The sequence below is a fragment of the Cellulomonas sp. SLBN-39 genome (assembly GCF_006715865.1).
In the GTDB taxonomy this organism is placed as follows: Bacteria; Actinomycetota; Actinomycetes; order Actinomycetales; family Cellulomonadaceae; genus Cellulomonas.
Genome location: NZ_VFOA01000001.1, coordinates 2,890,513 through 2,905,922, shown reverse-complemented (window position 1 = coordinate 2,905,922; position 15,410 = coordinate 2,890,513). Strand labels below are relative to the sequence as shown.

Sequence of the window (15,410 nt, the reverse complement as noted above, 5' to 3'; positions counted from 1 at the left end):
ACCCCCCTCGCACCCCCGAACCCGGGAGCACCTGTGTCCTCCGTGCTGTACCGCCTCGGCCGCTGGGCCTACCGCGCACGCCGCACCGTGATCGCCGTCTGGGTCGCCGCCCTCGTCGTGCTCGGCGGCGCCGCCGGGCTCTTCAACCAGGGCCTCGACAACAACGTCACGATCCCCGGTACCGAGTCGCAGGCCGCGCTCGACCGGCTCGCCGCCACGTTCCCGCAGGTCAGCGGCACCAGCGCGCAGGTGCTCGTGCTCGCCCCCGAGGGCGTGGACGTCCGCGACGACGCGGCGCAGGACGCCGTGGCCGACGCCGTGACCGCCTACGAGGACGTCGACGCCGTGAGCACCGTCGTCTCGCCGTTCGTCGAGGGCAACCCCGACACGTTCAGCGACGACGACCGCGCCGCCCTGATCACCGTGCAGGTCGAGGGCGAGGGCCCGTCCATCGGCGACGACGTCAAGGAGGCGCTGAGCGAGGCCACGACCGAGCTCGCCGCCGCGCTGCCGTCCGGGTGGGACGCCACCATCGGCGGGCAGCTCTACGCCAACGAGTTCCCCGGCATGACGCTCACCGAGGCCCTCGGCGTGCTCGTCGCGCTCGTCGTGCTCATCCTCACGCTCGGGTCGTTCGTGGCCGCGGGCATGCCGATCGTCAACGCGCTGCTGGGCGTGGGGATCTCCACGATCCTGGTGTTCCTCGCCACGGCGTTCACGCCCATCACCGCGACCACGCCGCTGCTCTCGCTCATGCTCGGCCTGGCCGTGGGCATCGACTACGCGCTGTTCATCGTGTCCCGGCACCGCGACCAGCTCCTGACCGGCACCGACGCCGAGGAGTCCACGGCCCGCTCCGTGGCCACCGCCGGCTCCGCCGTCGTCTTCGCCGGCCTGACCGTCATGATCGCCCTCGTCGGGCTGTCGGTCGCAGGCATCCCGTTCCTCACCGTGATGGGCGTGGCCGGCGCCGTCGCCGTCGGCGTCTCCGTGCTGGTGTCCCTGACGCTCGTGCCCGCCATGCTCGGGTTCGCCGGCGAGCGGCTGCGCCCCGGCACCAGCCGGCGCGCCCGTCGTCGCGCCGCCCGCGCCGAAGCCGCCGCCGCAGCCGCGCCGTCGGCGGGCACCCCCGCGAGCGCTGCCGGAGACACCGAGAGCGAGTGGGCCGAGCTGCCCCCGCACCACAACCGCTTCTTCGCCGGCTGGGTCCGCAACGCCACCCGCTGGCCCGCGCTGACGATCGTCCTGGTGATCGCCGCGGTCGGGGCGCTCAGCCTGCCCGCGCTGGACCTGCGCCTCGCGCTGCCCGACGCCGGGTCGCTGCCGGAGTCCAACCAGGCCCGCATCACCTACGACCGGATCTCCGACCACTTCGGCCCCGGCGCCAACGGCCCCCTCATCGTCACCGGCTCGATCGTGACCAGCGACGACCCGCTGGGGCTGATGGAGGACATCGGCGACGAGATCGCCCAGCTCGACGGCGTCGCCGACGTGCCGCTGTCGACGCCCAACGAGACCGCCGACACCGGCATCGTGCAGGTCGTCCCCGAGACCGGCCCCACCGACGTCGCCACCGCGGACCTCGTGCGCGAGATCCGCTCCCTGCAGGGCCACTTCCTCGACGAGTACGGCGTCGAGCTGTCCGTCACCGGCTCCACGGCCGTCGGCATCGACGTCTCGGAGAAGCTCGGGGCCGCGCTGCTGCCGTTCGCGCTGTTCGTCGTCGGGCTCTCGCTGGTGCTGCTGACCATGGTGTTCCGCTCGGTCGCGGTGCCGATCAAGGCCACCCTCGGCTACCTGCTGTCCGTCGGCGCCGCGTTCGGCGTCGTCACCATGGTGTTCGAGCACGGCGTCGGTGCGGACCTGCTGCACGTCGCCCGCCTCGGCCCGATCATCTCGTTCATGCCGATCGTCCTCATGGGCGTGCTGTTCGGCCTGGCGATGGACTACGAGGTGTTCCTCGTGTCCCGCATGCGCGAGGACTACGTGCACTCCCGCGACGCGCTCGCCTCGATCCGCACCGGGTTCCTCGGCTCGGCGAAGGTCGTCACCGCGGCCGCCGTCATCATGTTCGCGGTCTTCTTCGCCTTCGTCCCCGAGGGCGACACCAACATCAAACCCATCGCGCTCGGCCTGGCCGTCGGCGTGTTCGTCGACGCGTTCGTCGTGCGGATGACCCTGGTGCCCGCGGTCATGCAGCTGCTCGGCGACAAGGCGTGGTGGATGCCGCGCTGGCTCGACAAGGCCCTGCCGTCGTTCGACGTCGAGGGTGAGGGCCTGCACCGCGAGCTCTCGCTGGCGCATTGGCCCGCCGAGGGCACCGCCCTGGCCGCGCGCGGCCTGCGCCTGGACCCGCGCGCCGGGCTCGAGGGCGAGATCGCCCTCGAGGTGCCCGAGCGCGGCGCCCTCGTCGTCGACGGCGCCGCCCCCGGCCCGGTCAGCGGGCTGCTGCTCACGCTCGCCGGCCGGCTCGAACCCGCCGGGGGCGACGTCAAGGTCGCGGGCCTGCTGCTGCCCGAGCGGTCGGCCGCCGTGCGGCGCCGGGTCGCGCTGGTCGACCTGCGCACCGAACCGGTGGGAGCCCTCGCCGACGCGGTCGCCGAGCGGCCCGCCGTGCTCGTCGTCGACGGCACGGGCGCCCTGAGCCCCGCGACCCGGGCCACCGCCCGCGACGCGCTGCGGAGCGCGTCCGCGGCCGGCACCACCCTCGTCCTCGGCGCGTCCGGCGACGTGCACGACCTGCTGCCCGCCGGTGTGCCGACGGCCCGCATCACGCTCTCCCCCGCACCTGCCGGTGCGTCCGCCGACGCCCCCGCGGCGGTGTGACGTGACGACACCCCGGAAGGACCACCCCATGCGTCCCACGCGCACCCTGCCCGCCGTGATCGTCGCCCTCGCGGTGCCGCTCGCGCTCGTCGTCACCCTGCTCGCCGGCCTCTGGACGCCCACGGACCGCACGCGCGACGTGCAGGCCGCGATCGTCAACAACGACGAGCCCGTGACCGTCGACGGGCAGATCGCCCCCCTCGGGCGCCAGCTCTCGGCCCAGCTCGTCGAGACCAGCGACGACGCCGACGGCTGGACCTGGCTCATCAGCGACGAGGAGACCGCCGCCGCGGGCCTCGCCGACGGCACCTACGCCGCCGTGGTGACGATCCCCGAGGACTTCTCGGCCGCCGCGACGTCGTTCGGCTCCGACGACCCCGCCGACGCCCGGCAGGCGACCATCGACATCGTCACCGCCGACGGCTCGTCGGCCACCGACGACGCCGTGACCAGCGCCCTGGCCGCGTCGGCGACGACGGCCTTCGGCCGCGACCTCACGCAGACGTACCTGGACAACGTGCTGCTCGGGTTCACCACCCTGTCCGACCAGCTCGGCGAGGCCGCCGACGGCGCCGACCAGCTCGCCGACGGCACGCAGGAGCTCGCCGACGGCCAGTCCCAGCTCGCCGACGGCGCCACCACCCTCGCCGAGGGCACCACGGGCCTGGCCACCGGGCTCGGCACCTTCCAGTCCGGCGCCGCCCAGCTCGCCACCGGTGCCCACACCCTCGCCCAGGGCGCCCGCACCCTCGCGAACGGCACCCAGGACCTCGCCGACGGCGCCGGCCGGTCGGCCGAGGGGGCCCGCACGCTGGCGGACGGCACGGCCGGGCTCGCGTCGCAGACGCCGACGCTCGCCACCGGCGCCCGACAGCTGGCAGACGGGACTGCGGCCCTGAGCGAGGGGCTCGAGGGCACACCCGAGACGGCCCGGACCTACGCCGACCTTGCTGCGGAGAACGTCGAGGACCTCCCGGGTTTCGTCGAGCAGGTGCAGGGCCTGACCCTGCAGCTCGCCGGGGCCGGGTGCGTCCCTGAGCCGGTCGGCCCGACGTGCGACGCCCTCGTGGCCGACCTTCAGGCAGCGGTGACGGCATACGGCACGGACATCGGCATGGTCGCCGGCGCGCTGGATGCGATCGTCGGCACCGAGCAGCGCGGGGACGGACTCTTCGCGCTGCAGGACGGGGTCTCCGACCTGTCCGCCGGCGCCGCGGACCTCGCCGACGGTGCGAGCCGGCTCGCGGACGGGACGCAGGACCTGTCGGCCGGCGCCGGTCAGCTGGCCGACGGGATCGACCAGCTCGCCGCCGGGAGCACCCAGCTCGCGGGCGGCGCCGACGAGCTCGCCGACGGGGCGTCCGAGCTCGCGACCGGCACGTCCGGGCTCGCGTCCGGGGCGAGCGAGCTCTCGTCCGGGGCGACGCAGCTCGCGTCGGGCGCCGGGGAGCTGGCGGGCGGCCTCGGCCAGGCGCGGGACGGCAGCGCCGAGCTCGCCGACGGCACGGGCGACCTCGCCGACGGCCTGCAGGAGGCCGTCGACCAGGTGCCGACGTACGACGAGGCCGAGCGCACCACGCTCGCCGAGGTCATCTCCGCCCCCGTCGCGGCCCCCGCCACGGTGACGGCGACGTCGCTCGCCCCGGTCGCGACGCTCACGGCCGTCGCCCTGTGGCTCGGCGCGCTCGCGCTGTTCCTCGCGTTCCCGACCCTGCCGGCGCGGGTGGTCGGCACCACGCGCTCAGCGTTCTCGTCGGTCCTCGGCGCCCTGGCCGTCCCGGCGGCCGTCGCGGTCGCGCAGGGCGTGCTCGTCGGCGGGCTCGTGTGGGCGGTCACGGACCGGTCGGCCGGGGCCGGGCTCGGCCTCGTCGGCCTCGCGGTGCTCGCGGCGCTGGCGTTCGCGGCCTTCCACCAGGCGCTCGCCGCCTGGACGGGGCACGTGGGCCGCGCGTTCGCCGTGGTCGTCGCGTTCGCGGTGCTCGTCGCCGGTCTCGCCGCCTCGGCACCCGCGTGGCTCGGCCTCGTCGGCAACCTCGGCCCCCTGGGCCCGGGGGTCGACGCGCTCGCGACCGCGACGTCGGAGACCGCTGGCGGCCTCGGCGGCCCCGCGGCCGGGCTCGTCGTGTGGGCCGTCGGGTCCGTGGCGTTCTCGGTGCTCGCCGTGGTCCGCGCCCGGCACGCCGCCGGGGCCACGCGCCTCGCGGCCCTGCCCGCCTGACGGGAACAACCCCCGGCGCCCCGGACCGCACGGTCCGGGGCGCCGTCGCGTCAGGCGACGGCGCCGGCCTGCTCGTCGGCAGCCGCCTGCGCGGCGAGCAGCCGGTGCCGGTCCGCCCGGCGCCGTTCCTGCGCGACCGGGTCGGCGACGGGAGCCGCGGCCCACAGCCGTTGCGTGTACGGGTGCTCGGGTGCGCGCGTGACGTCGCCCGCCTCGCCGCGCTCGACGATCTCGCCCTGGTACATGACCGCGACCCGGTGGCTCACGTGCCGCACGACGTCGAGGTCGTGCGTGACGAAGAGGTACGCCACGCCCGTGCGCTGCTGGATCTCCACGAGCAGGTCCAGCACCCGCGCCTGCGTCGACAGGTCCAGGGCGGAGACGGGCTCGTCGCAGATGATGAGCCGCGGGGACAGCGCCAGGGCCCGGGCGATCGCGACGCGCTGGCGCTGGCCGCCGCTGAACTCGCGCGGCAGGCGGTGCAGGGCGTCGGCGGGCAGGCGCACCTGGTCGAGCAGCTCGGCGACCCGGGCCCGCGCCTGCGCGCGTCCGACGCGCCGGGCGGTGAGCGGCTCGGCGAGGATGTCCCCGATCGTCATCGAGGGGTTGAGCGAGGTGTACGGGTCCTGGAAGACGACCTGCACGTCCGCGCCGAGACGGCGGCGCTCGCGCGGGCGCAGCCGGCTGATCTCCCGCCCGTCGAGGCGCACGGACCCCGCGGTGACGGGCGCCAGGCCCAGCACCGCCCGGCCGAGCGTGGTCTTGCCCGACCCGGACTCCCCGACCAGCCCGACGCACTCGCCGGGGCGCACGTCGATGCTCACGCCCTTCAGGGCCCGGAACGGCGCGGCGCGGAACCCCTGCGCCGGGTACTCCACGACGAGGTCGCGGACCTCGAGCAGCGGCTGCGTCACGGCTGACCCACCTCCTGCGGTCGGGCGTCCGCGTGCGGCGGACGGTAGGGCTCGCGCAGCTGCGCGGGGTCGAGGATCGCGTCGAAGAGCTGGGTCGTGTACGGGTGCTGGTGCGCGGCGAACAGCTCGCGGGTGGCACCGCGCTCGACGACGAGGCCGTCCTGCATGACCGCGACCCGGTCGCACAGGTCGGCGACGACGCCGAAGTTGTGCGTGACGAGCAGCACGCCCATGTCGAGCTCGGCCTGCAGGTCGCGCAGCAGGTCGAGGATGTCGGCCTGCACGGTGACGTCGAGGGCCGTGGTGGGCTCGTCGGCGATGAGCAGCTCGGGCCGGCAGCTGATGGCCCCGGCGATCAGCACGCGCTGGGCCATGCCGCCGGAGACCTCGTGCGGGTAGGCGCGCAGCACCTGCTCGGGCCGGCGGATGCCGACGCGGTCGAGCAGCTCGAGCGCCCGGGCCCGGGCCTGCGCCCGGTTCAGCCCGAGGTGCACGCGCATGGGCTCGACGAGCTGGGAGCCGATCGTGAACGAGGGGTCGAGGTTGCTCATGGGCTCCTGCGGCACGTACGCGATCTGCGCGCCGCGCACCGCCGTCATCTCCCGGGCGGACAGGGCCGCCAGGTCGCGGCCCTTCCACAGCACGCGCCCGCCGAGGATCGCACCGCCCTCGGGCAGCAGCCGCAGCACGGAGAACGCGGTCTGGGTCTTGCCCGACCCGGACTCGCCGATCAGGCCCACGACCTCGCCGCGCCGGACCGTGAGGTCGACGCCGTGCACGACCTCCGTGGTGGAGCCGTCGGGCAGCGCGTAGCCGACCCGCAGTCCTTCGACCTGGAGGATCGTGCGCTCGTCGACGGACGCGGCACCCGGCGCGGGCGTGGCCTGCACCGCCGCCGTCGCCGGTGCCGGGCGCACCCGCCGCGTGCTGCCCGTGCCCTCGAGCGCGTCGCGCAGCGCGTTCGCGACGAGCGTCAGGGCCAGGCAGACCAGCGAGATCGCCAGGGCGGGCCAGACCACGAGCAGCGGCTGCTGGTAGATGCGGGAGAACCCGTCGTTGAGCATGCCGCCCCAGGTGGGCAGCGTGAGGTCGCCGAGCCCGAGGAACTCCAGGCCGGCCTGCACGGCGATCGCGACGGACGCGATGAACGCGGCCTGGATGATGATCGGCGCGCGCACCACGCGCAGCACGTGGCGGAGCACGATGCGGGTGTCGGACAGCCCGGCGACGCGCGCGGCGTCGACGTAGAGCTCCCCGCGCACGGACTGCACGGTCTGGCGCACGAGGCGGAACACGGACGCCGAGAGCAGCACCCCGAAGATCGCCATCGCCCACCAGGCCGACGGGCCGATGACCGAGCGCGCCGCGAGCAGCACGACGATGCCGGGCAGCGCCATGAGCACGGCCGCGGCGCCGGAGGCCAGCGTGTCGAACCAGCGGCCGACGTACCCGGCGACGAGCCCGCTGAGCCCACCGACCACGACCGCGACGGTCAGGGCCAGCAGCGCGCCGAGGAGGCTGAACCGGCCGCCGAAGAGCAGGCGGGCCCACACGTCACGGCCCGCGCTGTCCGCGCCGAGCAGGTGGCCGCCCTCGCCGGGCGAGGCCAGGGCGTCGGTGATGACGGCGGTGGTGGCGTCGTGCGGGGTGAGCAGCGGGGCGAACGTCACGGCCAGGACGACGAGCGCGAGGAACCCGAGCGCGACCGCGCCGAGCGGGTCGTGCAGCAGGCGGCGCACGACGGAGCGGTCGGCGGTGGCGGCCGAGCCGGCGGGGGTGGGGGCGACGTCGCTCATGCGGTCCGTGCCTTCGGGTCGAGCCAGCCCTGCGCGAGGTCGATCAGCAGGTTGACGAGGATGACGATGACGGCGATCACGACGACGACGCCCATGATCACGGGGATGTCGCCCTGGCGGGTGCTGGCGACGGACAGCGCACCGAGGCCGGGCACGGCGAACATCTGCTCGATGACCACGGCCCCGCCGAGGAGCCCGACGAACTGCAGCGCCAGCACGGACAGCCCGGGCCCGGCGGCGTTGCGCAGCACGTGCCGGTAGACGACGGACCGCTCGGGCAGGCCGCGCGAGCGCAGCGTGCGCACGTAGTCCTGGCGCAGCGCGTCGATCATCGCCGAGCGCACCTGCTGAGCGGTACCGGCGATGCAGCCGACGGTCAGCGCCGCGACCGGCAGGGCGATCGACGCGAGCCACGCCCCGACCGAGACCTCGGGCCGGGTGTACCCGGTGGGGGCGAACCAGGCCAGGTCGATCGCGAAGACCAGCACGAGCCCGAGCGCGACGAGGTAGTTGGGGACGGCGGCGCCGGCCATCGAGAAGACCTGCACGACACGGTCGACCCAGCCGCGGCGGACCGCGGCCCACACGCCGACCACGGTGGCGACCACCGCGGACAGGAGCGTGGAGAGGACGACGAGGGACAGGGTGACCCCGAGCCGGGAGGCCAGCAGGTCGACCACCGACGACCCGCCGAACCACGACGTGCCGAGGTCGCCGCGGACGGCGCCGGACAGCCAGTCCAGGTACCGCTCCCCCAGCGGCCGGTCGAGGCCGAGCTGGGCGGCACGCAGGTCGACCGCCTCCTGGGACGCGTTGTCGCCGAGCAGGTTGCGGGCGATGTCGGCGCCGGTCAGGTACAGCAGCGTGAACGCGAGCGTGCTGATGACCAGCAGCATCGCGGCACCGGCGACCGTCCGCCGGACGAGGAATCTGAGCATGCCGCCCTCCCGGGGGCTCACCGTCCCGCGCCGGGGCGCCCGCGGTCCGTGGACCGAGGGTCACGGACGCCCGGCGCCCCGGGCGGGGCGGGCAGGGACGGGTGGTCAGGCGGCGGGCTGGATGAGGTACAGGTACGGCACGACCATGTCGGCCGCCGGCGTCACGTCCAGCGTCGGCTTCGAGACGTAGACGTTGTCGACGAAGTAGAAGGGCGCGAACCACGCCTCCTCGACGACGTACCGGTTGAGCTCCTGGGCGGCCGCGGCCGCCTCCTCCTCGGTGCCCTTCTGGACGGTCTCGAGCAGGGCGTCGACCTCGGGCCGCTGGGTGCGGAAGGAGTTGAACAGCGCGTCCGGCGTGAGCGCGAACGTGGCGGTCTGCCAGTCGGACGACGAGGCCAGACGCATCCACGACGAGCCGTACTTGGCGCCCATCAGGTCGGAGATGAAGTTCGTGCCCACGTCGGTGTACGACACGGTGATGCCGACGTCGGCGAGCTGCTGCTGGATGGACGTGAGCAGGGCCTGGTCGATGACCGAGGTGCTCGGCATGGTGAGCTCGAGCCCGTCGGCGTACCCGGCCTCGGCGAGCAGCGCCTTCGCCTTGTCGGGGTCGTACGTGTAGTACCCGTCGAGGGACTCGTCGTAGCCGTCGGTGGACGGGCCGAAGATCTGGCTGGTCGCGGTGCCGTGGTCGAGGAGGATCGCGGACAGGATGCTGTCCTTGGCGATCGCGTGGTTGATGGCCTGCCGCACGCGCACGTCCGCGAGGGCCGGGTCGAGCGCGCCGTCCCGGTCGAGAAGCATGAGCCCCTCCCAGTCGAGCCGGGAGACGTTCGACTCGTAGCCGGCGGCCTCGACCTGCTCCAGGGCGGAGAACTGGTTGAAGGGCGCGGCGTCGACCTGGCCGCCCTGCAGCGCGTTGAGCAGCGCGGACTGGTCGGCGTAGTAGTTCATCGTGAGCGTGTCGAACAGCTGGAGGGAGTCGTCCCAGTAGTCGGGGTTCTTCGTGAACACGTACGTCGACCCGACGACGGTCGCCTCGGTGTCCAGCACGTACGGGCCGCTGCCCACCGGGTTGGTCGCGACGTCCTCGTTCTCCCACGACTCCGGCGAGGACATGTAGCCCAGCGGCTGCGTGAGCCACGTCAGCATCATCGGGTCCGGCTCGGTGAGCGTGATCTCGACCGTGGTGGCGTCGACCGCGCTGACGGTGTCGATGTACGCGGCGTTCGACAGGTCGGGGGTGCTGGAGCCGCGGAAGTGCTCGATGTTCGCCACGACGGCGTCGGCGTCGAGCGCCACGCCGTCCGTGAACGTCACGCCCTCGCGCAGCGTGAGGGTCAGGACGGTCCGGGTGTCGTCGTACGCCCAGTCGGTGGCCAGGCCGGGGACGATCGCGCCGGAGCCGTCCTGGCGCAGCAGGGTGTCGTACACCGCCGTGAAGTACTGCGTCTTGGTGCCCGACGCGTAGCCGAGGACGTCGAACGACGCCGGGATGTCGGTCTGCCCGAGCACGAGGGACGCGGTCGACCCCGTGGTCTCGCCGCCGGTGGCGGCCTCGTCCCCACCGCCGCAGGCTGCGGTGAGCAGCACGGCGGCGGCCGCCGCGAACGCGAGCATGCGTCGTCGCATGGTCATCTCCTTTGATGAGGACCCGCCCGGGTCCACTCTCCCATGTCCCGGCGAGGGGTGCCGGGCGTCACTGTGACGTATCAGTACTGTGACGTATCAGCGACTGTAGGCCCGCACCGGCCCGGGGGACAAGACCCCCGGCGTCACGGATCGGCAACGCCCCGCACCGGCACGCACCCCACCGGCGGTCAGGTGCTTGCGCGCACCACGAGGTCGACCGCCGACTCGTGCGCCGGCTCAGGCACCTCCAGCTCGGGCTTGAGCAGGCGCAGCACGAGGCGACCCAGGTCGGCGCCGACGAGGTCCGCGTGGATGTCGACCGTGGTCAGCGGCGGCACCGCGAACGGTGCGATCGTGATGTTGTCCACCCCGACGACCGCCAGGTCCGCGGGTGCCGCGAGCCCGCGGACCCGCATCCCGGCGAGCACCGCGAACGCGATCTCGTCGTTGTACGCGCACACCGCGGTCACCGGCTCGTCCCGGTCCCGCATCGTGCGCACCGCACCGGCGGCACCCTCGGCGTCCAGCGGCACCTCGACCACCAGCGGGTCGGGCAGCCCCAGCGCCCGGCACCGCTCCTGCACCCCGGCCAGGCGCCGGGTCATGAACTCCGCGACCTCCGGGTCGTCGGACGCGGCGAACGCCAGGTGCCGGTGCCCGCGCTCGACCAGGTGGTCGACCTGCACGTGCCCCACCGTGACCTGGGGGATCCGCATCGCCGGCCCCTCCCCGGTGTCCAGCGTGGAGCTGACGACGGGGATCCCCGCCTCGCGGATCGCAGCCTCGTCCCCGGGTGGGAACGCTGCCATGTTGGCGATGGCGGCGGGCATCAGCTCGTGCCAGAGGGCCGCGAGGCTGTGCCCGTCCTTCTGCCGCCGGTACACGACGGTGAACCCGTGCGGCTCGAGCACCTCGGTCACCGTCTCGACCACGAGGGCGATGTTCTCGCCGATCGGCGCGTCCGGCAGCACGATGAGCACGGTCTCGCTGGAGCCGCGCCGCAGCGCACGGGCGGCGGCCGACGGCGTGTAGCCCAGGTCCTGGGCCGCCTGGTGCACGCGCTCGCGGGTGGCCGCGCTGATGGTCTGGTTGGGCGTGTCGTTGAGCACGTAGCTGACGGTGCTCTGGGACACGCCGGCGCGTCGTGCGACGTCCTTGGCGGTCACGCGTCTTGGTGCCACGTCCATCTCCCCCTGGTCGTCGACACCCTAGCGCCACCGGGCGCGCGGACGTCCTGATCGGCGCGGCCGAAGCGTATGGGCATTCTGGCCCCGACCTCTTGCTGAATCGTATGAGTTGCTGCCAGCATGGCACCAGCCCGCCCGTCGACGCACGGCACGGGTGCACCGCCCGTCGCGCCCCGGCGCGCAGGGCACCGCTCGCGAGAGAGACCGACGATGCTCTTGACTCCCGACCCCGCACGCCCGCGCCTGCTGTTCGGCGCCGCCTACTACGCCGAGTACCAGCCGTCCCCCCGCCTCGACGAGGACCTCGACCTCATGGCCGAGGCCGGGTTCACCGTGATCCGCGTCGGCGAGTCCGTGTGGTCGACGTGGGAGCCCGAGGAGGGGCGGTTCGACCTCGACTGGCTCGAGCCAGTGCTCGACGGGGCGCACGCCCGCGGCATCGGTGTCGTCCTCGGCACCCCGACCTACGCCGTGCCGCCCTGGATGGCGCGGCTGCACCCCGAGATCGCGGGCGACACCGCCACCGGGACGCCCATGCGGTGGGGCATGCGCCAGGAGGTGGACTTCACGCACCCCGCGTTCCGCTTCTACGCCGAGCGGCTCGTGCGCGCCATCGTGCGCCGCTACCTCGACCACCCCGCGGTCGTCGGGTACCAGGTCGACAACGAGCCCGGCATCCGCCTGCTGCACAACCACGGGGTCTTCCAGCGGTTCGTCGACCACCTGCGGCACACCTACGGCACCGTGGAGCGCCTCAACGACGCGTGGGGCCTCGTCTACTGGTCGCACCGGCTGTCGACGTGGGCGGACCTGTGGGTGCCGGACGGCAACGCCCAGCCGCAGTACGACCTGGCCTGGCGCCGGTTCCAGGCCCAGCTGGTCACCGACCTCATCGGCTGGCAGGCCCAGCTCGTCCGCGACGAGGTGCACCCCACGCACCCCGAGCGCTTCGTCACCACCTGCCTGTCGTACGACCAGGTCGGCGTCGAGGACGAGCGCCTGGCCGCGCGCCTGACCGTCGCCGCCGGCAACGCCTACCACGAGACGCAGGACGCCCTCGCGCACCCGTACCGCGAGCCGATGGCGCCGGGGTGGATCGTGCGCGGCCCGTGGGCCGTGTACCAGCTCGCCGACCTCATGTGGTCCTCCCGCCAGGAGCCCTTCCTCGTCACCGAGACGAACGCCGGCTCCATCGGGTTCGGCGCCACGCCCGGCGTCGTGCCGTACGACGGCCAGTGGCGGCAGGCCGCGTGGGCCCTGGTCTCGCGCGGCGCCCGCATGGTCGAGTACTGGCACTGGCACACGCTGCACTTCGGCACCGAGACGTTCTGGGGCGGGGTGCTCCCCCACGACCAGCAGCCCGGGCGCGCCTACCGCGAGATCGCCCGCCTCGGCGCCGAGCTCGCCACCGCGTCCGACCTGGTCGTGGGCGCCACGCCCGACGCCGACGTCGCCCTGCTGTACTGCTCCGACTCGCGCTGGGCCCTGGGGTTCGGGCCGACCGCGCCGCTGCCCGACGCCGCGGGCTGGGGCGACGCCGACGCGTACCGCCGCCTCGTCCTGCCGTTCTACCGCGGGGCGTTCGACGCCGGCCTGCAGGTCAACACCGTGCGACCCGCCCAGCTGTTCGGCAGCCGCGAGACCGGGCCGCACGCACGCGCCGGCGAGGACCCCGCGGCCTTCGCGGCCCGGCGCCCCGTGCTCGTCGTCGTCGGCCTCTACACCGCGACCGACGCCGAGCTGACCTGGCTGGCCGACTACGCGCACGCCGGCGGGCACCTGGTCCTCGGACCGCGCACCGGCTACGCCGACGAGGAGGCCCGGGCCCGTCGGGACGTCAAGCCCGCGCTGCTCGCGCAGGCCGCCGGCGTGCGGTACCAGGAGTCCGCGAGCCTGACCCGCGCGGTGCCCGTCCGCGGCACCGCCGGCCTCGACGTCCCCGCCGGGGCGACCGCCACCGGGTGGGTCGACCACCTCGTCCCCGACGGCGCCGACGTGCTCGCCGGCTACGACGACCCGCACCTCGGCGCGTGGGCCGCCGTGACCACCCGCGCGCACGGCGCCGGGCGGATCACCGTCGTCGGCACCGTCCCCGACCAGGACCTCGCCCGCACGCTGCTCGCGGGCACCGTCGCCCGGCCCGCCGCGGGCGCCTGGGACGCGCTGCCGCCCGACGTGCGCGCGACCACCATGACCACCGCCGACGGCCGGACCCTGCACGTGCTGCACCACTGGGGGTGGGGCGACGTCGAGGTCCCCGCTCCCCCGACCCCCCTCGTCGACGTGCTCGACGGCACCCCGGTGGGCGCCGCCCTGGCCCTGGGCCCGTGGGACGTCCGCGTGCTCGTCGACACCCCGCACCCCGGAGGCACCCGATGACGACCGACCTGCGCAACCCCACCGTCGCGGGGTTCCACCCCGACCCGTCCGTCGTGCGCGTCGGGGACGACTACTGGCTGGCGTGCTCGACGTTCGAGTACCTGCCCGGCATCCCCGTGCTGCACAGCCGCGACCTGACCACGTGGACGCGCGTCGGGCACGTGGTGACCCGATCCGACCAGCTCGCCGTCGCGCACGTGCCCACCGGCGGCGGCGCGTGGGCCCCGACCCTGCGCCACCACGACGGGCTGTTCTGGGTCGCGGTCACCGACGCCCTCGGCCGCGGCACGCTGCTGTTCACCGCGCAGGACCCGGCCGGCCCGTGGAGCGACGGGACGGTCGTCGAGGTCGACGGCATCGACCCCGACCTCGCCTGGGACGAGGACGGCACCTGCTACCTGACCTACTCGGCGCTGCGCCTGACCGGCGACCGGGTGGGCGCGCACGACGGCATCGAGCAGGTCCGCATCGACCCCACGACCGGGCGCGCGCTGGAGACGCCCCGCTCGCTGTGGTCCGGCACCGGGCTGATGTTCCCCGAGGCGCCGCACCTGTACCGGCACGACGGCTGGTGGTACCTGGTCATCGCCGAGGGCGGCACCGAGCGCGGGCACAGCGTCTCCGTCGCCCGCAGCACCCGCCCCGACGGCCCCTTCGAGGGTGCGCCGACCAACCCCGTGCTGTCCGCGCGCAGCACGAGCCGCCCCGTGCAGAACACCGGGCACGGCGACCTCGTGCAGACCCCCGACGGCGGGTGGGCGATGGTGCTGCTCGGCATGCGCACCCGTGGGGCGACCCGCGGCTTCTCGCCCATGGGCCGCGAGACGTTCTCCACGCACGTCACCTGGCAGGACGGCTGGCCCGTGGTCGACCCGGTGGAGCTGACGGCACCGGGTGCCGGGTCGTTCCGTGACGACCTCGACGGACCCGTGCCCGACGGGGAGTGGATCGGCCTGCGCCGCACCCCCGCCGAGCTCATGGACCTCGCCGCCCGCCCCGGTCACGCGGTGCTGCGCGGCGAGGGCACCGACCTCGACGACCCGCGCGCGGTCTTCGTCGGGATCCGCCAGGCGCACCACCGCTCCCGGTTCGCGGCGCGCGTGGACGCGACCGCCGGCCTCGGCGGCGTCGCCGTCCGCTACGACGAGCTGCACCACTACGACGTCGAGCTCGGGCGGGGCACCGTCGTCGCCCGCGGGCGCGTCGCGGGCATCGCCCAGACCTGGTCGGCGCCCGCACCCGGCGGCCCCGTCACGCTGTGGGTGGAGACGGAGCCGGTCACCGACGTCGGCTTCGCGTCGATGACCTCGGACGTCGTGCGGCTGGGCTTCGACGGGCCCGACGGCCGCGTCGAGCTCGCCGCCCTCGACGGCCGCTACCTCACCGCCGAGACCGCCGCGTCCTTCACCGGCCGCGTCGTCGGCGTGTACGCCGTCGACGGCGAGGTCGTCGTCGACGCCGTCACGTACGACGGCCGCGACGACTGACCCGCCTCCCTCCCCCGACCGCACGTCCGG

9 protein-coding genes are annotated in these 15,410 nt (G+C 74.7%); 4 read left to right on the top strand and 5 right to left on the bottom strand.

Going from position 1 to position 15,410, the window contains the following annotated elements; translation table 11 throughout:
- The first annotated feature begins 33 nt into the window (after positions 1–33).
- Positions 34–2,826 (top strand): MMPL family transporter, encoded by a 2,793-nt coding sequence (locus FBY24_RS13330; protein ID WP_142161268.1) that lies wholly within the window; start codon positions 34–36, stop codon positions 2,824–2,826.
- A gap of 28 nt (positions 2,827–2,854) precedes the next feature.
- Positions 2,855–5,044: a YhgE/Pip domain-containing protein gene (locus tag FBY24_RS13325; protein ID WP_142161266.1), complete on the top strand. Its 2,190-nt coding sequence runs from the start codon at positions 2,855–2,857 to the stop codon at positions 5,042–5,044.
- Between the two features lie 50 nt (positions 5,045–5,094).
- Here the strand turns inward: FBY24_RS13325 and FBY24_RS13320 are convergent, their stop codons facing one another.
- The 5 genes from FBY24_RS13320 to FBY24_RS13300 form a co-directional block, all read right to left on the bottom strand.
- A complete protein-coding gene (locus FBY24_RS13320) occupies positions 5,095–5,958 on the bottom strand; it encodes an ABC transporter ATP-binding protein (protein WP_142161264.1) in 864 nt (287 codons plus the stop codon).
- Entirely contained in the window at positions 5,955–7,754 is a 1,800-nt protein-coding gene (locus tag FBY24_RS13315) for a dipeptide/oligopeptide/nickel ABC transporter permease/ATP-binding protein (protein ID WP_142161262.1), read from the bottom strand. The genes FBY24_RS13320 and FBY24_RS13315 overlap by 4 nt, the downstream gene beginning before the upstream one ends.
- Positions 7,751–8,692, bottom strand: a complete 942-nt coding sequence (locus tag FBY24_RS13310; protein WP_142161260.1) for an ABC transporter permease — start codon at positions 8,690–8,692, stop codon at positions 7,751–7,753. The genes FBY24_RS13315 and FBY24_RS13310 overlap by 4 nt, the downstream gene beginning before the upstream one ends.
- A gap of 105 nt (positions 8,693–8,797) precedes the next feature.
- On the bottom strand, positions 8,798–10,327 hold the full coding sequence (locus FBY24_RS13305) for an ABC transporter substrate-binding protein (protein ID WP_160158512.1): 1,530 nt from the start codon (positions 10,325–10,327) through the stop codon (positions 8,798–8,800).
- 188 nt (positions 10,328–10,515) lie between these two features.
- Positions 10,516–11,493, bottom strand: coding sequence for a LacI family DNA-binding transcriptional regulator (locus tag FBY24_RS13300; protein WP_160158511.1), 978 nt, complete (start codon positions 11,491–11,493; stop codon positions 10,516–10,518).
- Between the two features lie 231 nt (positions 11,494–11,724).
- Here FBY24_RS13300 and FBY24_RS13295 point away from each other — a divergent pair, with 231 nt between their 5' ends.
- Both FBY24_RS13295 and FBY24_RS13290 read left to right on the top strand, forming a co-directional pair.
- Complete coding sequence (locus FBY24_RS13295; RefSeq protein ID WP_142161254.1) at positions 11,725–13,893, top strand: beta-galactosidase; 2,169 nt, start codon at positions 11,725–11,727, stop codon at positions 13,891–13,893.
- A complete protein-coding gene (locus tag FBY24_RS13290) occupies positions 13,890–15,380 on the top strand; it encodes a glycoside hydrolase family 43 protein (protein ID WP_142161252.1) in 1,491 nt (496 codons plus the stop codon). Before FBY24_RS13295 ends, FBY24_RS13290 begins: the two co-directional genes overlap by 4 nt.
- Positions 15,381–15,410 lie beyond the last annotated feature (30 nt).